Origin of the sequence: Shewanella sp. Isolate13 (genome assembly GCF_022398325.1) — a bacterium.
Taxonomy (GTDB): domain Bacteria; phylum Pseudomonadota; class Gammaproteobacteria; order Enterobacterales; family Shewanellaceae; genus Shewanella.
Genome location: NZ_JAKEVD010000004.1, coordinates 55,116 through 80,147, shown reverse-complemented (window position 1 = coordinate 80,147; position 25,032 = coordinate 55,116). Strand labels below are relative to the sequence as shown.

The following is a 25,032-nucleotide window of genomic DNA, read 5'->3' as shown; positions in this document are numbered from 1 at the left end:
TAACCCAAATTTAAGTTATTTGATGAAAGCGATCGCTTCCACTTCAACTAGTGCGTCTTTTGGTAGACGAGCAGCTTGTACACATGAACGAGCTGGAGCTGCTTCAGTACCGAATACTTCTGTGTACACTTCGTTGAAAGCAACGAAGTCTTCCATATCAGCTAGGAAACAAGTTGTTTTTAGTACAGTGTCAACACCTGCGCCTGCTTGCTCTAGCACTGCTTTTAGGTTGCTTAGAGATTGGAAAGCTTGCTCTTTAATACCACCTTCTACGAAAGCCATAGTTGCTGGGTCTAGCGGTAGCTGACCTGAGGTAAATACTAGCTTGTCGAAAGCAAGAGCTTGAGAGTATGGACCAATTGCAGCTGGAGCGTTTTCAGTATGGATTACAGTTTTCATAGCTTAGTTATCTCTGATAATTAGGATTTAAATTCACGGATGTACTTGTACACCGCATGCTTGGTAATACTTAAATGGTTAGCAACTATGTTAGTTGCTTCTTTTAATTCAAAGATGCCGTTATCAAACAACACCTTAGTAATAGCTTTATTGCGACCTTTTAGGTTGACGCTGTCATCAGCTTCAACTTCGGCTATCGCGTGGGTAAGCGCTTGCTCAACCACATCTCCAGCTGATGCGCTGAAGTTTTCTGTCATATCAAAACTGTGATGCTGTGATGTATCAGGCATCAAGGTCTTGATGATCTCTGGGAACGGGTATGACAAGTTCATATTGACGCAGAACATGCCAATCGGTCTGCCTTTCTCGCCCTGCAAAATGCAGGTGCTCGATTTCAGCATTTCGCCACCTTTGTTATTACTGAAATAACTTTTTGGGGTGACTTCGCCCGTTTGCTCATACTGACGCAGCATCTTTAAGCCTAAATCAGTGATCGGTGAGCCCACCTTACGTCCGGTATGGTGACCGTTAACGATTTTGACAACCGACTGTTCAAAGCTCTCTAATGAATGGATCACGACTTCACAGTGAGGACCAATTAAATCGGCCATGCTATCAGCTAGATGGAAATAGCTTTGCAGTAACTCACGATCTCTAGGTGTAAATTCCGTTTTGTATGCCTGTTCTGCCGCTTTGATCATTTCAGATTACTTTTGTGAACTATAGATGCCGTTATTGTCAACTTTTTGGGTTAGTAATTCAAGTCTTGAATCAACTTTATGTAACTATGTGACGTTTTTTTACGGTTTTAAGCAAGTTAAATTTAACTATGGTTTAAAATATTTGACTTTGGTCATGATTTTTTTGTTTGCCGACATATCTTGAGTTAACAGATTTTGACTATGAGATATGTGTCACATTTTTAAATTCAGCAAACAGTATGATGCGCATCAAGTTAACGATAGTTGACTAAAACAGTTTTCCGGTCACTTTAGTGACCTTTTGGCAACTAGGCCAGTTTGTGGGATGTGGAGAAAGAAATGAAAAGCATATTGCAGCGTGGATTTACAACAGCTGAATTTGAAATGCGTGCAACTAAAGCTCAGCAAAAGATGCGCGAGCTAGAAGTCGACGCCATTATATTAACGACCGAGCCTAACGTACGTTACTTCTCTGGCTTCCACACTCAGTTCTGGCACAGCCCAACTCGTCCATGGTTCCTAATCCTGCCTGCAGAAGGCAAGCCAATCGCAGTTATTCCTGAGATCGGTGCAAGCGGCATGGCGGGTACTTGGGTTGAAGACATCCACACTTGGGCTTCACCACGTCCAGAAGACGACGGTATCAGCATCGTTGCTAGCGTGCTTAACAGCCTACCTTCACGCTTTGGCCGTGTCGGTGCAACCCTAGGTATTGAGTCACACCTACGTATGCCAGTTGCTAACTACCTACAGTTAACAACATTAGTAAGCAAAGAGTTCGTTGACGTATCACTGGCTATTCATGAGCTTCGCCAAGTCAAGTCTGAAGCTGAAATCGAAAAAGTACGTGAAATCTGTCGCATCACTAACGTGGGCTTCGACAAGATCCCTGGTTACGCCAAAGCCGGTATGACAGAGCGTGAAATCTGTAAGCAGTTCGGTATCGACATGCTGATGGAAGGCGCAGATGAATGTCCATACATCATCGCTGGTTCAGGCCAAGACGGTTACGACAGCATCATCATGGGTCCAACTGACCGTGTGATCGAAGATGGCGACGTATTGATCATCGACACAGGCGCGGTACGTGACGGTTACTTCTCTGACTTCGACCGTAACTGGGCATTCGGCCACGCGAGTGAGCAAACTAAAGCTGCTTACCGCGCAACTTATGACGCAACTACGGCAGGTTTTGAAGCTGCGCGTCCGGGCAACACCACTTCTGACATCTACAACGCAATGTGGAAAGTACTAGAAGCTAACGGTGCACTAGGTAACGACGTAGGTCGTCTAGGTCATGGTCTAGGTATGGAGCTAACTGAGCGTCCATCTAACACAGCGACTGACAACACATTATTAGTACCAGGCATGGTAATGACACTAGAGCCAGGCATGGTTTACGCACCAGGTAAGTCTATGGTTCACGAAGAAAACATCGTGATCACCGAGAACGGTGCAGAGTGGTTAAGCAAGCGTGCTGAGCCAGAACTACTGATTATCAAATAATTTTAATAGCCATTGATTTCCCTGGAGGGGACTGGGGAAATCATCACTGAAGAGCATCTCATTATGATGAGTTTTGAAGCCTTTACATCGTTTGAACAGCCGCTTGAGCACAAGCAGGCACCAAGAATTAATCGCGTACACATTGGTTTAGTGCAATTAAGTACTGACCACAGTCTAGAAATGGACTGGGCAAAGTTACTCGGTACCCAAGCTGGCGTATTTAGCTCACGCGTATATTACTCAAGCGAAATGACACCTGAAGCACTCGATCAAATCGCTAACGGCATCGTTGAAGCGTCTGATTTGATTGCAACGGGTCTGCCAATGGATGTGATGGCATTTGGTTGCACATCAGCTTCAATCATTATCGGCGAAGAAAAAGTTGCCGGTCTACTGACTCAAAACCGTGGTGACATCCCTGCGACTAACCCATGGACAGCGGCAAAAGCGGCATTCAAACACATGAATGCGAAAAAGATCGCCGTGTTTTCTCCATACCCAACCAGCGTTAACTACCCACTGTATCAACAGCTAACCGATGCAGATTTCGATGTAGTAACCCTAGGTTCATTAGGTATCGAACGCGATACCGACATCACTCTAGTGGCTAAAGAATCTATGTTCGCAGCACTTGAGCAGATGCTTAAAGATTCAGACGCTGAGTTAGTGTTTATGTCATGCACCAACTTACGTGTACTCGATTATATCGAAGAGATCGAAGCGAAATTCGGCATTCCAGTGGTGTGCAGCAACTCTGCCATGTTCTGGCATGCAATGCACCTGACTGGCAACGTGGCAATGTGCCCAGGCTACGGCAAACTACTTAATAATCAAACAGCTTAAGCTGTTGACGACCGATTAAATATCGTTGGAAATATAATAATGACTAATACACAAAAAGGTTGGTTGGCTGCTATTTTCGTAGGTCTATTGTGGGGTATCCCGTGGATCGTAGGTACGCCAATTCTTGAGGTGATGGATCCTCAAGTACTTGTTTGGTTACGTTATACTGTTGCATTTATTACTCTTGGTTTGATCTTCAACATCGGTCTTGCCACTGGCAAGATGACTAAGAAAGCTGATTTCAAGCTTAACTGGGCAAACCGTAAGGACATCTTCTGGGCTGCATGTTGCGGTATCATTGGTCAAGGTGCGTTCAGTTTCTTGTCTTTCCTATCTTTGGACTACATTACCGCTTCTGAAAACGGCGTTATCCAAGGTTTGATCCCAATCCTTATCTTGAGTGTGGGCTTCCTACGCCACGGTGAGCGTTTCACTCCGATGCAGATGCTATGTGCGCTAGGTGCATTCATTGGTGTGGCGATTCTAGTTATGGACCCACAGTCTGAAACTAACGGTTTCAACATTGGTCACCTGATCTGTTTAGGCTCAGCAGCAAGCTTTGCAACTATGGCTTACGCTCGTGCCAAACTAGCAGACAAGTACGGTTCAGTTGCGACTATGTTCCACCAGTTCGTGTTCGCTTCACTTGGTTTTGGTCTGTACCTGTTCGTTGTTGGCGCTGACTTTAGCTCTGCATTGAACGTATTTAGCTCGCCACTACGCATTCTTTGTATCGTTATCTTAGGTGTGTGTATCTCTGGTATGAGCTACCTAGTTTACATCTACGGTATGGAGCGTGTAGGTGTTGACGGTACCGGTATGGCGCTAAACCTAATGCCACTGTCTTCATTCATTCTAGCGGTATTTGCTCTAGGTGAGCAGGTAACACCAATGCGCTTGATTGCAATCGCTGTGGTTATTGCTTCGATGGTTGCCTTCATGAAGCTTGGTAACAAGAACAAGGCAAAAGTGGAAGAGGTTGAAGCAGAACTGCCAATCGCACCTAAGCCATGTCGTAGCCAATAACTGAGCCACTCAGTTAGCGAATAAAGTCAATTTTTATCACCGGTGACCTAGTCACCGGTTTGTTGTTATAAGAGAAAAGTATATGAATATCGAGCAGAAAGTTATTGAATGGCGTCACCACATTCACCAGCATCCAGAGTTTGGTACCGAAGAGCATGAAACAGCAGCTTTTGTTGCTAGCAAACTAGAAGAGTTTGGTATTGAAGTGCACACTGGCATCGGCGGCACTGGTGTTGTGGGTATCTTAAAGTGTGGCGATAGCGACCGTTCAATTGGTCTACGTGCTGACATGGACGCACTGCATATTCATGAAGAAAACACTTTCGATTACGCATCAGTAAACGAAGGCGCAATGCACGCTTGTGGTCACGACGGTCACACGGCTATGCTACTTGCTGCAGCTCATGAGCTAGCACAAACCAAGAACTTCGATGGTACGGTTTACTTCATCTTCCAACCAGATGAAGAGCGCGGCACAGGTGCTAAGGCGATGATCGCTGACGGCTTGTTTACTCGTTGGAAAATCGACGCAGTGTACGCAATGCACAACCTACCGGGTATTGAAGCCGGTCACTTCGTGACTCGCCCACACTCAGTAATGGCAAGCGAAAGTAGCTTCGAAATCGAAGTGCTAGCAACGGGTGGCCACGCGGCAATGCCACACATGGGTACCGACCCAATCGTCGTTGGCGCGCAAATCGTTACAGCGATTCAAACTATCGTTTCGCGTAACCTAAGCGCGATTGACGAAACTGCGGTTATCTCGGTAACTGAGTTTGCCACTAACGGTACAGTTAACGTTATCCCAACTAAAGTGACTATCACTGGTGATACTCGTAGCTTTACCGATGGTGCACTACACAAGATTGAAAAAGCGATCGAACGTGTTGTAGCGGGTCAGTGTATGTCTGCAGGTGTGGATTACACTTATAAGTTTAACAACAGCTTCTTATCGACTATCAACACCCCAGCTGAAACGGCTTTCGCGATTCGCGCTGCGCAAACAGTTGTTGGCGAAGATAAAGTTAACGGTAGCTGTCAGCCATTCACTATCAGTGAAGATTTCTCGTTCATGCTACGTGAAACACCAGGTTGTTACATCCTAGTGGGTAACGGCGCAGGTTGTGGTTGTGGTAGCGTAGCGCTACACAAGCCAACTTATGACTTCAATGACAATATCTTGGTTCCAGGTATGAAATACTGGCAGACGCTTGTTGAACAGTGTTTGGCTAAATAGTTCGTTTTAAACTATTTGCTATAAATAGCAGTGTTTAGATTAAGGCTATGAGCTTAGGTTCATAGCCTTTTTTGTTGCTTGGTTTTTGCGGCAAGCGGTCGCGAGGTGGGGTTAAACTTCGTCTAACGATTAAAGCAATCAAACTTCGTTTGATAATTCTATCAGGCTGCGCCTGAATTTAATGAAATCAAGCTGTGCTTGATAAAGGTCGTGAGCTTCCAGCTCACATTCGGGCAAAAGGGGGACAACAGCTTCCCCCTCTTGCATCACCCGAGCCGCCCCGACGAAGTTGTTGATCCTCAGTCATTTTCGAAAATCGCTATCGCCTCAGAATCGCCATCCATGGCTCTACTAAGGCTACCTTGTCATCCATGACTCGCTCACACGATTTGTCCTTAATGACTTCGGCAACTCCGATGGGAATTGGCGTTTTCTGTGAGTAAAAAATATGATTTAGCTTACTGATTCTCTTGAAAATCTCTAAGTGAGTCCGCATGTAGTTTTTATCCGTTATCTCGCGATCGGATTGTGAAAAATAGTTTGGGCTTTTCTTTTATTATCTTTTTAAGAGAGTAATGAAATGAGAAGACGTCATAAAACTATTAAAAAATATGTAGCTAAAGTAATAGCGATTTGGAAGGTGGTTGATAGGCTATCCCCATTTATAGAAGATACATTCTATTATGGAGATTTCTACTTATTAGCTGTTTATTTCGCTTATGTTGGCTATCGAATATGGAGGATGTTATCGAAGAAATCAAAAGCTAATAGTAAAAAACAAAATTGATTTTCATCAATACGTAACGTGAAACCTAAACAGGTTAAACACGTAATTTGTAAACATATATACACAAAAGGGTATGATTACGTTGAAATTCTTTTCTAAGTAATCTGTTTTTCACTGAGAAGGCTCAGACCTTCTACTAAAGGGTAAGTATCTTGAGTAAGACTGATATATTTGCTCTAGCGAGGATCATTGAACAATAAGCTAACCGTCACCAATCGTAATGGTCGTTCTATGGATATTGACCTGAGTAGGCTTCATTCGATGCTAATTGAAGCTAGTACTTCGCTTATGTCCAAAAGCCGAAAAGTAGGCTACGTGAACGGTAGTTCGATTGAGCCTAAATTAGCCCTGTTTCATAGAGCTAACTTAGCTATAGTTGAAAATGCTATTCGCGAATTAAAACAGTTTGATGGTTTAATGAATTGGCGTTTTGCGGCTATTTGTCCTTTAGAAATAGTAAAAACTATAATTTCTAGGCACATATGGTTAGAAAAGCTGACTGGGTTAAATGTCAGTATTTTAGGCTTGCTAAAACAGATAATTTGGCGATATCTGTTCACCGTAAGTTATTGCTTGTTAGTTCTTGAAAGCCAGTCTTACTTTGTACGCCCTAAAAGTCGAAGCCCGCCAGAGGGGGGAGTATTTTTTATAGTCGTAACTCTCCTCAATTACTCTCCCAACTTAAAACACACCCCATAAGTTCGTTTTTTATTGAAAGATATCTATCTTTATATATCGAGCCTACCTTAGTCTCAATCCAGTAATCTAAGCTGACTCTTACCGTATTCTGTGGCAAACGGCATAGCCTCTTGGGGGCTGAGGGTGAACTCGTTTTCGCAGCCGCTGCCGTTGGGTGTTTCCCAAAGCTCGATGCCTTTTGGGCTGAGGGTGAGATAGAAATAGCCTGAGCCGTCTGAGTTGTCACAGTCCTCATACACTTGCATATCGGTAAATAGCTTTTCGCGCAGAGCATCTGGTAGCTGATGACGCATTTGATCAAGGGGGGCGTCGCTTCTAAACCATTGCCATGGATTGAATGCTTGACCATCTTTGAGATTAAAGCTGGTATAGGTGCGGCTTATGCCGCCGGCGCCATAACCTGCTGCCCAGCGGTAAAATCGTACGCTTAGCCAATGTTGGTTAATGAAATCGATTTCAGCTCCGGTTTCATCTGCGATTGGCTGGCCGACTCGCGCTAGCATTCTGCGGCGGGTTTCAATAGTCTCGGCAAATTGTTGTTCGCTAGTCAGCTTTTGCTTGAGCCACTGGTTAATTGCTGGGATACCTGTTTGCTCACCTTTAAGTTCGAGGCCGAGCTCTGCACCATATGTTAGTTGGCGGTAGCTTAGTGGGCTGGCTTGCTCTGCGTCAGTATTGTCAAAAGGCTGCCATTTGCCACGGCGAACAGTTGGCTTGGTTTCTAGCGGCAGGTTATAAGCATCGCTGCTGCAATCATCGATGCCATCGGGGCTGATTTGGCGTTCAAGCTTAATGGTTAACGATTTAGCTGACTGATTTTGAGTTAGCTCAGTCTTAAACGATTCTTTATTAGACCAGAGCCCTGTAAGTTCTTGTTCACTGACACTTTCAAACTGCCAGAAGCCAGTTTGTTTGTCTTCTTGCCAGTGGTTATCGACCTGCTCGAGTCTGATTGGCGTTAAATAGCGCTGATAGTAATAACTGCCTGTGCCGTATTCATTAAAGCAGACGCGGATTTTGCTCTTACCTAAGGTGCCTTGCCAGACGCCGCCTAAGTCATTACTGGCGAATGCGGGTAAAACCACAGTAGAAATCAGTGAAACGAAAATACAAGGAAGTATTCGAGTGTACATAGGGCTGTCTCTAAAAGTGACGGTAAAATGCGTCATTTAGGCTGAGTAATAGGTCTAAATTTCAAGCGGAACAATAGCGGGTTAGTGATTTAAAATCAAAGTGTTCTGGTGATAATTTGGGTGTTGTTGGTCTGCGGCTTTATATCCTAGGTTTCACAGCATATAACGAATGTTTAAAAACTGAATCTAGCTTAAGGAATTTCTTATATTTTGCGCGTAGGATCCTGCGCCTGCTGTTTTTGTTGCTTGCTAATTCTGTTAGCGAGTACGGAATAAGATTTTAAGAGGAATCCACTTGAGCACTTTGTTTTCACCTAGCCGTATTGGCAACATGACACTGAAAAACCGTTTTGTACGCAGCGCGACTTGGGAAAATATGGCGACTGAAACAGGCCATATGACCGACAAGCTTTACGCTGTGTATGAAGAGCTGGCGAAAGGTGAGGTGGGTCTGATTGTCACTGGCTACGCCAACATTGTTGCCGAAGAAAAGCCTAATGCGGGCATGATGGGTATGTATGACGACTCGTTTATCGCCGAGTATCAAAAGCTGACTGAGCTGGTACATGGCTATGATTCGAAAATCGTCATGCAGCTGGCTTATGGTGGAACTAAGACCACTTACAATGTGGGCGAGCGCGTGATTTTCGCACCGAGTGCAATCGCCGAGCGTGGTACCCAGACCATGGGTAAGGCGATGACCAAAGCCGAGATCGATTACATTGTTAAGGCGTTTGCCGCGGCGAGCCTCCGCGCTAAAGAGTCTGGATTTGATGGTGTTGAGATCCATGCCGCACACACTTATCTGATTAATCAGTTTTTGAGTCCTTATTACAACCAGCGTGAAGATGAGTACGGCGGCAGCCTTGAGAATCGTATGCGCTTGTTGCTGGAAATCTATACTGAGATCCGCCAGCTGGTGGGCGATGATTACCCAATCTTAGTCAAGTTAACGGCCTCTGAGTTTTTCGACGGCGGCTTAACTTTTGTCGAAACCCGCAGCATCTGTAAGCAGCTGGAATCCGTTGGCGTCGATGCGATTATTATTTCTGGTAACATTCACGGTAATGCTAATACCTTAGTCGGCGAGTCATTTGATGGTTATACCATTCAAAGTGAAGGTTACTTCCGTGAATACGGCGCGGTGATCAGCCAAGAGGTGAAGCTGCCAGTTATTACCGTTGGCGGTCTTGCTGATATTTGCGCTATCGAAGAGCTTGCCGATACCACCAATATTCAGTTTTTTGCGTTATCACGGCCGTTACTGGCTGAGCCACACTTGGTTCGGCGTTGGTCTGCAGGTCGCAGAGCGGAAGTCGATTGTGAACGTTGCTCTAAGTGTCGCACTAAGCGCGGTAATTTTTGCGTGGTATATAAAAAGCGTAACGCTGCTTAGGCTTTTTTTCGCTACGGTTGGCACGATTGCTATTGTGCCAACATCTACAGCTTTGCTCTCATTTTGCCTTTAATCACTGCCATCGATATCTATGAACTCCCCCAAAAACCGCAAGGTTAAATAGCCGATATTTAGTGCAAACTCATTTATGGACAAAATGGCCCACAATCGCCGCCAGCAAGGCGTTTAGCCTATTTATACAGCATTAAAAAATCACAAATAAGTATCACCTAAATCTCGGTGAGACTTGTATCACAATATTGAACGATTCGAGAGATAAGTTTGTCGACAGTAAGCTCGGTTAACATTATTTTATCCTAAGTCCATATTAATCGTAATCTGGGCAACTTTCGGGTGTTATTAGCTCTACAAAAAAAACCGTTCACACACAATATTCATACTCTTCTACTTAGTATTAACCCCATCTGTTCTTTTGCGCAGACGGGCTCTTGTGGCGTGCACTTAATCAAATCTGTATTTAGTTGTTGCGGACAAAAAAAATGAAAAAGCACTTCGAGCTTATTGATAAGCCCACATTTATCGGCGCACTAGTATTGCTCCTTTCAGTGGTGATCCCACTATTGATGTTTCCAACAGAAGGAGCTGAGTGGATTGCTGTAGCTAAAACTTTTATGACAGATAAGTTAGGTTTTGCTTATTTGGGGCTTGGTTTAGCTGCATTCTTCTTCATGATCTATATCGTTTTCTCTGATATTGGTCAGATTAAACTCGGTGATCCTGATGAAAAGCCAGAGTTTGCACTTGCGTCTTGGGCCGCGATGTTATTCTGTGGTGGTATCGGTGCCAGTATCTTGTATTGGGGTACCATTGAATGGGCCTATTATTATCAAAACCCACCTTTCCAGTTAGAACCTGGTAGCGAAGAAGCCGTACGCTGGGCGGCGACTTATGGCCTGTTCCACTGGGGGCCTATCGCCTGGTGTATCTATATGATCCCTGCGATCCCAATTGCTTACTTCTTCTATGTTCGTAAGCAGCCAGTGCTTAAGGTTTCTGCGGCGTTGATGCCCGTTATCGGTGAAGCAAACAGCTTTGGTAAGCTAGGTAAGTTTATCGATATTCTGTTTATCTTCGGTTTATTGGGCGGCGCGGCAACGACCTTAGGTTTAGCGGCTCCGTTGATCAACGAAGGTATCAGTTACCTATTCGATATCCCTACCACGACCGGCAGCCAAATTGGCGTGTTGATGCTATGTACAGCAATCTTTGCTTATTCTGCTTATATGGGCATGGATAAAGGCATTAAGATTTTAAGTAACATCAACTTCTGGGGTGCCTTAGGTTTACTGCTATTTGTGCTTGTTTGTGGTCCAACGATCTTCATGTTGGAAACAGGTCTAGACTCAATTGGTCGTATGCTATCTAACTTCTTTGTGATGGCGACTTGGGCAGAACCTTTTGGTGGCTTAGGCACTTTTGCCGATACTCACTTCCCACAAGACTGGACGATTTTCTACTGGGCTTGGTGGTTAGTGTTTGCACCTAGCATGGGGCTGTTCGTTGCACGTATCTCTCGTGGTAGAACGATCAAGCAGATGGTGTCTGGTGCGGTATTCTTCGGCTCGCTTGGCTGTTCGATGTACTTCATCATTTTAGGTAACTATGGTCTTTCTCTACAGCTATCTGGTCAGTTAGATGTGGTGAATATTCTTAATACTGAAGGTGCGACTCGTGCTATTTTTGCAACGTTAGAGCAGTTGCCTTTTAGTACAGTGATCATTGCACTATTTACCTTGTTATGTGTGATTTTCACCGCCACGACCTTCGACTCAATCTCATATATTTTGGCATCGGTTGTACAAACTAATGTGACCGAAGATCCAATGCGTTGGAACCGTCTATTCTGGGCGTTTGCGTTATCGTTTATGCCATCGGCATTGATGTTTATGGGAGGTTTAGCCACATTGCAAACCGCGGCAATTGTTGGTGGATTGCCACTATTGATTATTGCTGTGATGCTGATGATATCTGGGGTTAAAGCCGCGACGTTAGACTTAAGCCATCAAGATAACTATGTGGATCCTGTTATCAACATTTCTGATCTGCCAGATGTCGATCCTTGGAGCAAAGAGGGCCAAGCGTTGGCACGTTTTGAGCTATTGCGCGATAACGCTATTCAAGCGGCAGATTTAGAGCGTGAAGCGAACGATGCAATTTGGGAGCTGAAAAAGCAACTACGTAGAGAAGCTTTGACTCGTGGAGAGTCGAGCGTTGAGCTAGGTGATGCACCAGATGAGATCATCGAAAAGTTACGCCAGTTAACCGATGATTCAATGAAAGCTAGAGAGTCTAAGTTAGAGGCGTCTGCGCTTGCGCAAGAAGCACGAGCTGCCTTTGATACGCTTATGCGTGAGAAGCTTGAAGAAGAAGCTTTATTGGCGCAAGAAGAGGTGAAGCTGGCGATTCAAGCGAGACTGAATACGCCTAACTAATCATTAGAATATAGATTAATGCTTGGGAATGGATTTTCAGGCATTAAGCGCTAAACATAAAAAAGCCGCTTATTCAGCGGCTTTTTTATTGCTAATCATTTGATTAGTTATGCTTAACGCATGGTAACAAACTCTTCAGCACCGGTTGGGTGGATAGCCACAACCGCATCGAAATCGGCCTTAGTGGCGCCCATCTTCATTGCGACACCGAAGCCCTGCAGAATTTCATCCATGCCAAAACCGATACCGTGAATACCCACGACTTTCTGGTTGTCGCCAGCGCAGATAAGTTTCATTTTACAAGCCTGACGGTGCGCGGTTACTGCGGTGTACATAGAGGTGAAACCTGAGGTGTATACCGTCACGTTCTCTTCACCGTACTCAGCCTTAGCTTCTGGCTCGGTTAAACCCATGGTGCCGATAGCTGGGTGGCTAAAGACTACGGTTGGAATGCAGCTGTAATCCATCTTGGCATCTGTCATGCCGTTGAATAGTCGCTCCGATAGCAGGCGCCCAGCTTTAACGGCTACAGGCGTGAGTTCTACGCCGCCCGCCATGATATCGCCGACACAGTAGATCCCTTGGTCAGTGGTGTTTTGTTGCTCATCGGTGATCACATAGCCCTTGGCATCTAGCTCAACCTTGGTATTTTCAAGGCCGATATTTGCCGTTGATGGTTGGCGACCAATCGCCCAGATCAGGCTGTCAACTTCGTAGCTTTCGCCGTTTTCAATTTTAAGGGTTAAACTGCCATCATCATTTTTGGTGACCGACTCAGGGATGCTATGGGTGTGCAGTGTTGGGCCTTCTGTCGCCATTGACTCCATCAGCGCTTCACTCAGCATTGGGTCGAAGTTGCGCAGTGGTGCATGCTTACGAACAAATAGGTGAGTATCGCTACCTAATGCATGCAGTACACCGGCGACTTCGACGGCGATATAGCCTGCACCGATCACCGCTACGCGCTTAGGTTGCTCGGCGAGCGAGAAGAAGCCATCTGAGTCGATACCGTACTCGGCACCAGGAATGTTCGGGATCGTGGCGGCGCCGCCAGTGGCGATCAAGATGTTATCAGCCGTATAGTGCTCGCCGTTTACTTCTATGGTGCGGCTATCGACGAAGCGACCGTAGCCGCGTACCAGGGTGACTCCGTTGCTTTCTAGGCCACGGTCGTAAGAGCCATGGATACGGCCGATATAGGCTTCACGGCTAGCTACAAGCGTGCTCCAGTCAAACTTATTAACAGTGACATCGAAACCATAATCTTTAGCGTAAAGGTGCATGGCTTCAGCTACTTGCGCACCGTACCACATCACTTTTTTCGGTACACAACCTACGTTAACACAGGTGCCGCCTAGCTCTTTCGCTTCGATAAGTAGTACTTTGGCGCCACGCATGGCCGCTCTATTAGCCGATGCAATACCGCCGCTACCCGCACCAAGACAGATATAATCAAAATGTTGAGCCATGTGTATCTCCAATAAAGTTGCGAACTGTTGGCCAAAAGCTGATGGATAGAGGGCTTCTGGGCCTGTAATTATGATTAACCCGTTTATTGTTTAAATAAGCTAAACAGCTAATGACGAATTAATTTATTGGCTTTGCGCCAGTTCAAGAACAAGCCATTGTAGAGGGAAAAATTTGATCCAGCTAGCCCCATAAATTATGAGCTAGAACACTTTAATGATTAACCATAAACCACAGACTTAGGTCGATGGCTATTGTCACTAGGCTGGCGTTAGCGTCGGTATTGGCAGGCGGCATGGTCACTCTGCTCGGGGCCTTCTGCCCCGCATTTCATACACTCCCATTCACCCTGTCGAATCTTGAGCTCTTGCTGGTAGTGGCGATTGCGTGAGTTTACCCCGGCACTAAGGTGGCGCTCTAGACTGTTCATGCGACTGTTAAGCCAGCGACAACCAGGATCGTTGGCCACACTGCTGCGGCTGGCGAGCCTTTGCTTGCGACTCTTAGCCTTAGCTTTCTTAGACGAACTCTTCTTTGTCACGTGGCTTTGTGTTGAGGAGTGCTTGGAGTCTTCAATGGGGGGCGGTGAGTAATTAAAGTTGCTCTTAGGCTTGTCGGGGAGCTCGATCGGTTGTCCCTTATCGTTTAGTACGCTACCTAAGGCCAGTGTTGGGCTATCTGGGTCGTTGCCAAAGCTGAGCGGGCTATAAACGATGATGAGCGTGACTAAAATTAAGCGCGATAGAAGTAACATTCCCTGTTCCTCTTACTCAAGATTACTATCCGTGTAATCTGTTGTGTATCTTCAGATGTTGTATGCGCTCTTGCTAAAATCTGCATTATCAAGCAAGAGCGAAGACAGTTAGCTATGAGTTGTTAGTATAGCTAACTGTAATGAAGTAGAAACGATGAGTTAGAAATTGCTAGAAGTTCCAGCTAAGATGAAGGCCTGCATAGGTTTCATCTAAACTGCTTGTGATCCCCTCATTGCGAGCCTCAAGTTTAATATCTTCCTGAGCGATAGTGTGGCTGAGGTGGCCAGAGACGACAAAGTTATTCGGTAATAGATACTCAGCCTCTACACCAAACTGAAAGTGGTTGGCGCCATCATGTTCTTCAGTAGCATATTGGAAATCAAAGCCTTGGGTGACATAGGGGCTAACGGTGAAGCCTTGAGCCAATTCCCAATTGCTGTGAAGGCTTACTTCAACGAAGTAACCCGCCGCTTCGGTGGAGTAGGTATAGCTAACCGATGGCACTAACCAGTCTACCGCTGTGTATTCGAGAGAGCTGAATAGCTCATTGTCATGGGCACGCTCATCGCCGTAAAACTCTAGACGCTGATAGCCAACGCTACCGCTTAAGTTTTCACTCAGGTCAAAGCCATATTCAATACCAAAATTCCACTCGGTATAATGCTGGCTGTCACCACGCCCCACGGTGGCATAAACCGTCAGATTGTCTTTTTGTACTGCGGCCGTAGCCCAATAGATGCCGCCTTTTTCTAGATTGTTGCGTCCTTCTGAGATGTATTTTGAGTCCCAACCCAGATCGACAAGTCCCTGAACTTGTCCGTTATCATCTGCTGACAGCTGCTCAATGACCTGAGTGGCGTGAGAGTCATCGATGCTTACTGCGTCTTCGGCAAAGACAACCGGACTGATTGATAGTGTTACTAATACTGTGTACAGACTGGCTTTTTTCATTGTTAGGCTCGAAATATTGGCGAAAGAATTGACGCTTTGCATACTAAAGCCATACCTATGAATGTAAATGATAATAGATCGTATTTGCGACATGGTTTGCAATACCAATCTTGTATAAACTTTGCTCTGAAAAAATTTGATACAGATCCTAGAAGAAGTGGTTTTTTGTTGTTAGGAGCTATTTAGTTTACAAACAATTGTGCTCCATAGATTGAATCTTGCCTTATTCGCCCTTATCTCTATAGCTATCAACTTAGAATCTTAAGGAATCATCGATGAGCAATCCTTTGTTAAACAGCAACAAGCTTCCCCCTTTTTCAAGTATTCAACCTGAACATATTCAGCCTGCTGTTGAGCAAGGTATCGCTAATTGTCGCCAAAAAATCGAAGAGGTGCTTAAGCACCAAGGTGAGTTCACATGGGATAACCTTGTGGCACCACTAGAGGAGGCGGATGATCAGCTAGGTAAGATCTGGTCGCCTATTTCACATATGAATTCGGTTGTTAGCAGCGAAGAGTGGCGCAAGGCTCATGATGCTTGCTTACCTTTACTATCTGAATATGGCACTTTTGTCGGTCAGCATCAAGGGCTGTATGAAGCCTATAAGTCGCTGGCTGAATCTGATGAGTTTGCTCACTACTCACAAGCGCAGAAGAAGTTGATTGAGAACAGCCTACGTGACTTCGAGCTGTCGGGCATTGGCCTAAGCGACAGTGGTAAGCAGCGTTACGGTGAGCTGGTTAAGCGTATGTCTGAGTTAACCAGCAGTTTCTCAAATCAGTTATTGGATGCCACACAGGCTTGGACAAAATTGATCACCGATGAAGCCGATCTTAAAGGTCTGCCTGAGTCGGCGATTGTTGCGGCTAAGGCTATGGCCGAGGCTAAAGAGTTAGACGGCTGGTTGTTTACCCTAGATTTTCCATCATATCTGCCTGTAATGATGTACAGCGAAAATCGTCAGTTACGTGAAGAGTGCTACCGTGCCTTTGTTACTCGTGCATCAGACCAAGGCCCGAATGCTGGCGAGTTCGATAATGGTCCTTTGATGGATGAAATCATCGCATTGCGTCATGAGCTTGCGAACCTGTTAGGCTTCGAAAGTTTTGCCCATAAATCACTAGCCACCAAGATGGCAGAGTCGCCGGAACAGGTGCTCGATTTCTTAACAGAACTGGCGGCTCGCTCTAAGTCTCAAGGTGAAACTGAGCTTGCTGAACTCACCGAGTTTGCCGAAAAAGAGTGTGGTGTAACAGAGCTTGAGCCTTGGGATCTAAGTTTCTACGCTGAAAAACTCAAGCATCATAGATACGAGATCTCCCAGGAGCTGTTGCGTCCATACTTCCCCGAAGATAAGGTGTTATCGGGTCTGTTCTACACCGTATCGCGCCTATTTGGCCTCAAGGTGGAAGAGCAAAAAGAGTTCGACAGTTATCATAAAGATGTACGTTTCTTCCATATTACCGATGCTAACAATGAGCATCGCGGCAGTTTCTATCTCGATCTCTATGCCCGTGAAGGCAAGCGTGGCGGGGCGTGGATGGACGATTGCCGTGCGCGCCGGATGACAGAAAATGGCTTACAGGATCCTGTGGCCTATCTAACCTGTAACTTCAATGCACCTGTGGCGGGTAAGCCTGCGCTGTTTACCCATGAAGAGGTGACAACCCTGTTCCATGAGTTTGGTCATGGTATTCACCATATGCTGACTAAAATCGATGTGGGCGGCGTGTCTGGTATTAGCGGTGTACCTTGGGATGCGGTTGAGCTACCGAGTCAGTTTATGGAGAACTGGTGTTATGAGGAAGAGGCACTCGCCGAGATCTCTGGCCATTACGAAACCGGTGAGCCGTTACCTAAAGCCATGCTAGACAAGATGTTAGCGGCGAAGAACTTCCAGTCGGGCATGATGATGTTGCGTCAGCTAGAATTCTCACTGTTTGATTTCAAGTTACACCTAGAGTTTGAACCAGCCAAAGGTGCCGAGATCCAGCAGAAACTTGATGAGGTGCGTGACCAAGTTGCTGTGATTAAGGCGGCGGACTTCAACCGTTTCCAGCATAGTTTTGCCCATATCTTTGCAGGCGGCTATGCAGCGGGTTATTACAGCTATAAGTGGGCCGAAGTGCTCTCTGCCGATGCGTTCTCACTGTTTGAAGAGCAGGGGATCTTCAATGCAGAAACTGGACAGCGTTTCCTTGAGAACATTCTAGAGATGGGGGGCAGCGAGGAGCCGATGGAGCTGTTTAAGCGTTTCCGTGGTCGTGAGCCGCAAACCGATGCTCTATTAAGACACAGTGGCATTAACGGCTAAAATTAGCCTTTAAATCCGATAAAAAGGCGCTTCGAGCGCCTTTTTTATTGCTCTCGCGCACGCTTGTTATCAGGTATGACCTCTGCTAGCCTTGCGCTTTATATTTATTAGGATGCAAGCTGAGTCATCAATGAATCTCTATTTTAGGCTTATTTGGTTATTTCTCTGGCGTAATCGCCACTGCAACAAGATCGGCTTCTTAGACACTAGCCGCTTGGCATATCGTGCACTGCCGACAGATTGTGACATCAACTTTCACCTGACTAATTCCCGTTACCCTGCGTTTATGGATCTCGCTCGTACCTATATGATGGCCGAGATGGGCTTCTTGAAGCGGTTCTTAAAGTTGGGCTGGATGCCTATAGTGAATGCTGCTGAATTTACCTATATCCGCGATATTAAGCCGTTCGCCAAGTTTGAGATAGAAACTAAGTTGGTGGGCTGGGATGAAAAGTATTTTTACATTGAACAGCGCTTCGTCAGTGAGCGCGGCCTGCACTGCATCGCCCATGTTCGTGGAGTGTTTGTCTGCAAAGGTAAACAGGTTGCTATCGAGACCATGCTCGCTGAAGTCGGTTTTAATGATCCCGCCCCGCAATTGCCGCCAGAGGTGATTAAATGGAAGAGCTTTTTACTGCTTAAGAAGGAGTGCAACCTTCCAAGTTCTGTGGGCGAGCCGATGGAGTTTAGAGCGGCGAGCTAAGTATGCATAAGTTGCTCACTTTGGCCCAATGTGGCTTTAGTGAGCTCCATTTCTTCGAATACTTGGCTCACTGAACCGCGTAATTTAGCCTGGATCCAGTAGCGACCTATGTGTTCGTAATCTAACAGTTGCAATCGGCTCTCTAGGGTTTTTAAGCAGGGGATGAATGCGCAGTCGGCGAGGGAAAAGCTTTCGCCACAAACCCAGTGGTTACTGGCTAGGCGCTGATCAAAGAGTGCCAAGCTGGCTAGCATCGCCCTCTCTAATCGCTTGATGTGGATCTGGTTACAGCTAGTGCTAATCGCCTCCTGCCAGGCTTCAATTTCTTTATCTAGTTGATTGTCGCTTAATCTATCATAAAGCCTGACATATAAGGCTTGAGTCTTGTCTATTGGGATAAGCTGGGTGCCGGAGCTGATATAGTTATCTATATATTCGATAATAATGCTGGCATCGTTAAAAAACTCTTTTGCTCGAACGTGTAATAGTGGCAACTTGGACGCAGCATTAAGTTGTTGAAAACTGCGTCTGCTAAAGGCATCGCTGAGATCTATGATATGTGGGCTGAAGCTTGCCTGTTTCTCATAGAGGGCAATCAGTGTTTTTTGTGACTGGCGTGCCAGTGGATGGTAATACAGATCCATAGCCGATGTGGGTTCGTTATATAAGGGTTACTATTAACTCTAGTCGTAAACAGTAGGACTCTCAATGTTGTACACAAGAGGTTCAATGGACTGGATTCTGGCATTAATAATTAAAGAGATGTTACTTCAAACGGTTAGTCATATAAGATGAAGCTTAATTGCTTAGGGTTTAATTTTTAATCACGAGAGCGAGTATGAGTCAGATTGAAAAGTTTGCTGCTATCTATGCCAGAGCATCGCAGCGAAAAGGTGGGGATGCCAGTCTCGAAAGTCTATTACCGACAGGACTGACGAATAAAGAGTTGATGCAATATAGCGATGCACAGCTTTTATCTGAGATCAGCAAGAAAGTGTTTCAAAGCGGCTTTGTCTGGCGAATTGTTGAGGCCAAGTGGCCTGAGTATGAGAAAGCCTTCTTTGGCTTTGAGCCGTTTAAAGTGCTGATGCTGTCGCCGGAACAGTTACAGGATCGTGCTAGTGATCCTAAGCTTATTCGTCACCTGAAAAAGACCATGGCGATCTATGACAATGCCCATATGGTTAACGATCTTGCGGCTAAACACGGCAGTTTTGCTAAGTTCATTGCTGACTGGCCGAGTGAAGACATCACTGGGCTCTGGTCTGTGCTTAAACGTAAAGGTTGCCGACTCGGTGGTAATACCGGCCCTTACTTTTTACGCTCCATGGGCAAAGACACCTTTCTGTTAACCACTGATGTGCAAGGTTATTTGAAGGGGCACGGCCTTGTTGATTATGGCTTTAGTTCTAAGGCGGGTTTGCAACAGGTACAGAGTGTATTTAACCACTGGCAACAGGAATCGGGGCGTAGCCTCGCAGATATCAGTAGAGTGTTGGCCTGTAGTGTGGGTGACAATCGAGTATAAACTCTCAGCAGTAGTTTTTTAGGGCGAGTCAGTTGACATAAAATCCTTTTAAATTAGCGATAATACTTGGTTAATGTTAATGCATTAGCGACTCGCTACACTTGAATGAACGCTGAATTAACAAGCTGTGCTTATACATTCATTTATTAACAATTGTTAAACATATGCAGCTGATTTTATGCAAAAATTTTCATTATCTTACAATTTAAACTGGGAGTTTTCCTTGTTGACTAATGGACATTGTGAGATAAAGGTGCGTTAAATTTTCGACAAAAAATTATGCTTCCAAAGGTGGGTTTGACGGCACTTTCTGCTTTCAAAATAGATTACCGAGTAGATGGCTTTTATTAGGAGTTCTCATGCGGCAAATAGTGAAAATTGCCTCTGTTTTAAGTGTGGCGTTATGGATAAGTGGCTGTGAGCAAAAACCTGAACAGGGGCCTCAGCAGCGTGGACCTATGGAAGTGGGAGTCATTACTGTTGCAGCTAAGCCTCAATCAATAATGGTTGAATTACCGGGCCGTAGTAAAGCTTATTTGGAGGCCGAAGTTCGTCCGCAGGTTAGTGGTATTGTGCTAGCTCGTAGTTTTAATGAGGGTGGTGAAGTACAAAAAGGCCAGTCTCTGTATCAAATCGATGCATCGCAGTATGAAGCTGCACTGGTTAGTGCTAAGGCTGAGCTAGAGCGCGCACAGGCTGCTGAGAAGTCGACTAAAGCAACGGCTGAGCGTTTCAGTTCGTTGATTAAAAGCAAATCAATTAGTCAGCAAGATTTCGATACCGCAGAGGCTAACTACCTAGAAGCTAAAGCCAGTGTTGCTGTCGCTAAAGCGGCGATTAACACTGCTGAAATCAACCTTGCCTACACTAAAGTTGAAGCGCCAATTTCAGGCCGTATTGGTAAGTCAAATGTCACAGCGGGTGCCCTAGTCGGTGCTGGTCAGGCACAGGCATTAGCTAATATCTCTCAGCTAGATCCGATTAACATCGATATCGTACAGTCGAGCACTCAAATGCTGCGCCTGAAACAGCATATCGCCAGCGGTCAATTGTTGCATGATGATACCGCTCCGGTAGCCTTATTCTTAGAAGATGGCACGGCTTATAGTCATAAGGGTAAGTTGCAGTTCGCTGAAGTCACCGTTGATGAAAACACCGGTGCTGTGGTACTACGCGCTGAGTTCCCAAATCCTGAAGGCCTGTTACTGCCAGGCATGTTTGTGCGCACTGTACTGACAGTGGGTACCGATCCTAAAGCGATTTTAGTGCCTCAAAGAGCGATTACCCGCAACACCAAGGGACAAGCGGTTGCTATGGTTATTGAAGATGGCAAGGTTGCTGCACGAATCGTAACAACTGCCGAAGTGATTGATAATCAATGGCGTATTACTAGCGGCCTTAAAGCTGGTGATCAGCTAATCGTTGAAGGCTTGCAGAAAATTCGTCCAGGTGCCCCAGTTAAAGCGGGGCCTTTGGCCGCTGATAAGAAACCTGAAACACAACAGAAATAGGGCAGAGTTATGGCACGTTTCTTTATCGATCGCCCTATTTTTGCGTGGGTGATCGCTATTATTGTGATGCTGGCAGGTGTGCTCTCGATTGTGGGCCTTCCGGTATCTCAGTACCCGAGTATTGCACCTCCATCTGTGGTGATCAGTGCTGTTTATCCTGGAGCATCGGCTAAGACGATGGAAGACTCGGTAACTCAGGTTATTGAGCAGCGAATGACAGGTCTTGACCACCTGCGTTACATTTCATCGACCAGTGATAGCTTTGGTAATGCGCAAATTACCCTAACCTTCAATGCCGAGGCCGATCCTGATATCGCTCAGGTACAGGTGCAGAACAAGCTACAGCTTGCAATGCCACTGCTACCGCAAGAAGTTCAGGCGCAAGGCGTTAACGTAAGTAAATCTAGCGCAGGCTTCTTGATGGTTGCCGCATTTGTATCTGAAGATGGCTCGCTAGGTAAAAATGATATCGCCGATTATGTGGGCTCTAACATTCAGGATCCACTAAGTCGTGTTCCAGGTGTGGGTACCATCGAGCTATTTGGTGCGCAATATGCGATGCGTATATGGTTAGATCCATTAAAGCTGACGCAATATAGCCTGACTAGCCAAGATATTATTGCTTCGATAAGAGAGCAGAATGCTCAGGTTTCTGCGGGTCAATTAGGTGGTGCGCCATCACTTGCAGGCCAAGAGCTTAACGCCACTGTATCGGCTCAGAGCCGACTACAAACCGCAGAACAGTTCAAGAAGATCATCATTAAAGCTGACACATCAGGCGCGAAAGTGTTCCTAGAAGATGTGGCGCGTGTAGAGCTTGGCGCCGAAAGTTATTCGGTAGAGTCTTTCTACAACGGTAAGCCTGCTGCTGGTATCGGTATTCAGCTAGCAACGGGTGCTAACGCATTGGCTACGGCCGAAGGTGTGCGTGCAAAGATTGATGAGATGAGACCATTCTTCCCTCAAGGGATGGAAGTGGTTTATCCCTATGACACCACTCCATTCGTTGAGAAGTCGATTGAAGGTGTTGTACATACTCTGCTTGAAGCCGTGGTCTTGGTATTCTTGATCATGTATCTGTTCTTGCAGAACTTCCGTGCAACGCTAATTCCGACCATTGCGGTACCAGTGGTATTGCTTGGTACCTTCGCGGTGCTAGCTGCGGCCGGCTTCTCGATTAACACCTTGACCATGTTCGCCATGGTATTGGCAATTGGTCTTCTGGTTGATGACGCGATTGTTGTGGTGGAGAACGTTGAACGTGTGATGCAGGAGGAGGGGCTTAGCCCGATAGAAGCCACTAAGAAGTCGATGGATCAGATCACCGGCGCACTAGTGGGTATTGGTCTGACGCTGTCTGCAGTGTTCGTGCCTATGGCATTTATGTCTGGTTCGACAGGTGTTATTTACCGCCAGTTCTCAATTACGATTGTATCGGCCATGGCGCTATCAGTGATGGTTGCGATCATCCTGACACCAGCACTGTGTGCCACCATGCTTAAGCCGATTGCTAAGGGTGAAAGCCACGCTAAAACAGGCTTCTTCGGTTGGTTTAACCGCAAGTTTGACGCACTGACTTCTCGTTATGAAGCGAACGTTGCTTCGATGATCAAGCGTACTGGTCGTACTATGATGGTGTATTTAGCTATCACAGTTGCCGTGGGTTGGGTCTTCATGCGTATGCCAACCGCATTCTTGCCGGACGAAGACCAAGGGATCTTGTTTACTCAGGCTATTTTGCCTGTTAACTCGACTCAAGAAGAAACCAAGAAAGTCCTTGAGCAAGTATCTGATTTCTACCTTAACGAAGAAGGCGACAACGTTAGATCGGTATTTAGCGTGTCGGGTTTCAGCTTCGCGGGTATGGGTCAAAACATGGGTATCGCGTTCGTTGGTCTTAAAGATTGGTCTGAGCGTAGTAACCCAGGTCAAGACGTGCAGTCGGTTGCCAACCGTGCCATGGGTATGTTCTCGCAGATGAAACAAGCCTTTGTGTTTGCCTTTGTACCGCCAGCGGTAATCGAGCTGGGCACGGCTAACGGTTTCGATTTCTATCTTCAAGATAAGAATGGCCAAGGCCATGATAAGCTGCTTGAAGCGCGTAATATGTTGCTAGGTATGGCAGCGCAGAATCCAAACCTAGTGGGCGTGCGTCCAAATGGTCAGGAAGATGCTCCGCTTTATCAAGTGCATATCGATCACGCTAAGTTACGTGCTCTGGGTATTGATATCAATGCGGTTAATAACGTATTGGGTACAGCCTGGGGTGGTAGCTACGTTAACGACTTTATCGACCGTGGCCGTATTAAGAAAGTATACGTTCAAGGTGAAGCCGAATATCGTATGCAGCCAGAGGATCTGGACTCTTGGTATGTGCGTAACTCTAAGGGTGAAATGGTGCCTTTCTCTGCCTTTGCATCGGGTACTTGGGAATATGGTTCACCACGGCTAGAGCGTTTTGGCGGTTTACCTGCGATGAACATTCAAGGCGGTACGGTACAAGGTTACAGTACTGGTGCTGCGATGGATGATATCGAAGCCATGGTGAAGAAGTTGCCGCCAGGGTTTGGTATTGAGTGGAACGGTCTTTCTTATGAAGAGCGTCTGTCGGGTAACCAAGCTCCAATGCTATACGCACTGTCTATTGTGGTGGTCTTCCTTGTACTCGCGGCGCTGTATGAGAGCTGGTCAGTACCATTTGCAGTTATCTTGGTTGTGCCTCTAGGTATTATTGGTGCCTTGATTGCGATGAATGGTCGTGGCTTGCCTAACGACGTATTCTTCCAGGTAGGTCTGTTGACCACTGTGGGTCTAGCGACTAAGAACGCTATCTTGATTGTGGAATTTGCCAAAGAGTTCTATGAGAAAGGGGCGGGTCTTGTTGAAGCGACACTTCACGCGGTTCGAGTACGTCTACGTCCAATCTTAATGACGTCGCTAGCATTTGGTCTGGGTGTTGTTCCGTTAGCAATTAGTAGCGGTGTTGGTTCGGGTAGCCAGAACGCCATCGGTACTGCGGTACTTGGTGGTATGATGAGCTCGACCTTTATGGGGATCTTCTTTATCCCAATCTTCTTCGTGATTGTTGAGCGTATGTTCAGTAAACGCGAGCGAGATGCAGCGAAAGCAGCTAAGGCGGAAGCTAAAGCGGCGAAAGCGAACAAGTAACCTAAGCGTTATTTAGCTCGCGAAACACTAAAAAGCCCAGCAGATGCTGGGCTTTTTGTTGTTAAAAGATAGGTTCTAGGAGCTAGGTTCTAGGACGTTCGCAAGCTCACTGCTAGGACGGTGCTGCGCACCTGCGAGGGCGCCAACAGAGTTGGCTGCTAGGAAAAGCTAAAAGACAGAGCACTCGCAAGCTCGTTTCTAGGACGTTCGCTGGCTCACTGCTAGGACGGTGCTGCGCACCTGCTAGGACGCCAACAGAGTTGGCTGCCGGGAAAAGCTAATAGCTTAAAAGCAAAGACTAAAGCCGATTAATGAAGCCTGAATGTGTTGCTTGTCTCTTTTAAATCTTGGCTTTTCCTAGGGCCTAGCACCTATCTTTTTAGCCTTTCCTCGAAGCGACAAGGTCGCGCTCTCGAAGTGACGCAGTCACGCCTCGCAGGGCGAAGCCCGTCCT

Annotated in this window: 19 protein-coding genes; 12 read left to right on the top strand and 7 right to left on the bottom strand. The window is 46.1% G+C overall.

Annotated elements, in window-relative coordinates; all coding sequences use genetic code 11:
• Positions 1 to 15: 15 nt before the first annotated feature.
• Positions 16 to 399 (bottom strand): RidA family protein, encoded by a 384-nt coding sequence (locus L1D44_RS03890; RefSeq protein ID WP_028766767.1) that lies wholly within the window; start codon positions 397 to 399, stop codon positions 16 to 18.
• 20 nt (positions 400 to 419) lie between these two features.
• Positions 420 to 1,100 carry a PAS domain-containing protein gene (locus tag L1D44_RS03885; RefSeq protein WP_239888898.1) on the bottom strand — a complete coding sequence of 227 codons (681 nt, stop codon included), beginning with the start codon at positions 1,098 to 1,100 and terminating at the stop codon, positions 420 to 422.
• A gap of 339 nt (positions 1,101 to 1,439) precedes the next feature.
• On the opposite strand from L1D44_RS03885, the gene L1D44_RS03880 reads away from it, so the two are divergent.
• The 5 genes from L1D44_RS03880 (at position 1,440) to L1D44_RS03860 (ending at position 7,198) form a co-directional block, all read left to right on the top strand.
• Positions 1,440 to 2,606 carry a Xaa-Pro peptidase family protein gene (locus tag L1D44_RS03880; RefSeq protein WP_028766769.1) on the top strand — a complete coding sequence of 389 codons (1,167 nt, stop codon included), beginning with the start codon at positions 1,440 to 1,442 and terminating at the stop codon, positions 2,604 to 2,606.
• Between the two features lie 63 nt (positions 2,607 to 2,669).
• Positions 2,670 to 3,449, top strand: a complete 780-nt coding sequence (locus tag L1D44_RS03875) for an aspartate/glutamate racemase family protein (protein ID WP_239888897.1) — start codon at positions 2,670 to 2,672, stop codon at positions 3,447 to 3,449.
• Between the two features lie 39 nt (positions 3,450 to 3,488).
• Positions 3,489 to 4,475: a DMT family transporter gene (locus L1D44_RS03870; protein ID WP_239888896.1), complete on the top strand. Its 987-nt coding sequence runs from the start codon at positions 3,489 to 3,491 to the stop codon at positions 4,473 to 4,475.
• A gap of 82 nt (positions 4,476 to 4,557) precedes the next feature.
• The gene (locus L1D44_RS03865) at positions 4,558 to 5,712 is read left to right on the top strand and encodes a M20 aminoacylase family protein (protein ID WP_239888895.1); all 1,155 of its coding nucleotides are present in this window, start codon (positions 4,558 to 4,560) and stop codon (positions 5,710 to 5,712) included.
• A 976-nt stretch (positions 5,713 to 6,688) separates the two neighbouring features.
• Positions 6,689 to 7,198 (top strand): hypothetical protein, encoded by a 510-nt coding sequence (locus tag L1D44_RS03860; RefSeq protein ID WP_239888894.1) that lies wholly within the window; start codon positions 6,689 to 6,691, stop codon positions 7,196 to 7,198.
• A 53-nt stretch (positions 7,199 to 7,251) separates the two neighbouring features.
• On the opposite strand, the gene L1D44_RS03855 is transcribed toward L1D44_RS03860, so the two are convergent.
• Positions 7,252 to 8,331: a hypothetical protein gene (locus L1D44_RS03855; protein WP_239888893.1), complete on the bottom strand. Its 1,080-nt coding sequence runs from the start codon at positions 8,329 to 8,331 to the stop codon at positions 7,252 to 7,254.
• 295 nt (positions 8,332 to 8,626) lie between these two features.
• Here L1D44_RS03855 and L1D44_RS03850 point away from each other — a divergent pair, with 295 nt between their 5' ends.
• The gene (locus L1D44_RS03850; RefSeq protein WP_239888892.1) at positions 8,627 to 9,727 is read left to right on the top strand and encodes an NADH:flavin oxidoreductase; all 1,101 of its coding nucleotides are present in this window, start codon (positions 8,627 to 8,629) and stop codon (positions 9,725 to 9,727) included.
• 500 nt (positions 9,728 to 10,227) lie between these two features.
• Complete coding sequence (locus tag L1D44_RS03845) at positions 10,228 to 12,180, top strand: BCCT family transporter (RefSeq protein ID WP_239888891.1); 1,953 nt, start codon at positions 10,228 to 10,230, stop codon at positions 12,178 to 12,180.
• A gap of 113 nt (positions 12,181 to 12,293) precedes the next feature.
• Here the strand turns inward: L1D44_RS03845 and gorA are convergent, their stop codons facing one another.
• The 3 genes from gorA to L1D44_RS03830 form a co-directional block, all read right to left on the bottom strand.
• The gene (gene gorA / locus L1D44_RS03840; RefSeq protein ID WP_239888890.1) at positions 12,294 to 13,649 is read right to left on the bottom strand and encodes a glutathione-disulfide reductase; all 1,356 of its coding nucleotides are present in this window, start codon (positions 13,647 to 13,649) and stop codon (positions 12,294 to 12,296) included.
• Positions 13,650 to 13,918: 269 nt separating this feature from the next.
• Entirely contained in the window at positions 13,919 to 14,401 is a 483-nt protein-coding gene (locus tag L1D44_RS03835) for a hypothetical protein (RefSeq protein ID WP_239888889.1), read from the bottom strand.
• A 169-nt stretch (positions 14,402 to 14,570) separates the two neighbouring features.
• Entirely contained in the window at positions 14,571 to 15,395 is an 825-nt protein-coding gene (locus tag L1D44_RS03830; protein WP_239888888.1) for a hypothetical protein, read from the bottom strand.
• A gap of 233 nt (positions 15,396 to 15,628) precedes the next feature.
• On the opposite strand from L1D44_RS03830, the gene prlC reads away from it, so the two are divergent.
• Together prlC and L1D44_RS03820 are read left to right on the top strand one after the other, a co-directional pair.
• The gene (gene prlC, locus L1D44_RS03825) at positions 15,629 to 17,668 is read left to right on the top strand and encodes an oligopeptidase A (protein ID WP_239888887.1); all 2,040 of its coding nucleotides are present in this window, start codon (positions 15,629 to 15,631) and stop codon (positions 17,666 to 17,668) included.
• A gap of 130 nt (positions 17,669 to 17,798) precedes the next feature.
• Positions 17,799 to 18,371 carry a thioesterase family protein gene (locus L1D44_RS03820; RefSeq protein ID WP_239888886.1) on the top strand — a complete coding sequence of 191 codons (573 nt, stop codon included), beginning with the start codon at positions 17,799 to 17,801 and terminating at the stop codon, positions 18,369 to 18,371.
• On the opposite strand, the gene L1D44_RS03815 is transcribed toward L1D44_RS03820, so the two are convergent.
• Positions 18,368 to 19,015 carry a glutathione S-transferase family protein gene (locus L1D44_RS03815; RefSeq protein WP_239888885.1) on the bottom strand — a complete coding sequence of 216 codons (648 nt, stop codon included), beginning with the start codon at positions 19,013 to 19,015 and terminating at the stop codon, positions 18,368 to 18,370. The genes L1D44_RS03820 and L1D44_RS03815 overlap by 4 nt on opposite strands.
• 194 nt (positions 19,016 to 19,209) lie before the next feature.
• Between L1D44_RS03815 and L1D44_RS03810 the strand changes: the two genes are divergently transcribed.
• The 3 genes from L1D44_RS03810 to L1D44_RS03800 all read left to right on the top strand — a co-directional run bounded on the left by L1D44_RS03810 (position 19,210) and on the right by L1D44_RS03800 (position 24,578).
• Positions 19,210 to 19,899, top strand: a complete 690-nt coding sequence (locus tag L1D44_RS03810; RefSeq protein WP_239888884.1) for a DNA-3-methyladenine glycosylase I — start codon at positions 19,210 to 19,212, stop codon at positions 19,897 to 19,899.
• 359 nt (positions 19,900 to 20,258) lie between these two features.
• On the top strand, positions 20,259 to 21,410 hold the full coding sequence (locus L1D44_RS03805; protein ID WP_239888883.1) for an efflux RND transporter periplasmic adaptor subunit: 1,152 nt from the start codon (positions 20,259 to 20,261) through the stop codon (positions 21,408 to 21,410).
• 9 nt (positions 21,411 to 21,419) lie between these two features.
• Positions 21,420 to 24,578, top strand: coding sequence for an efflux RND transporter permease subunit (locus L1D44_RS03800; RefSeq protein ID WP_239888882.1), 3,159 nt, complete (start codon positions 21,420 to 21,422; stop codon positions 24,576 to 24,578).
• Positions 24,579 to 25,032: the final 454 nt, after the last annotated feature.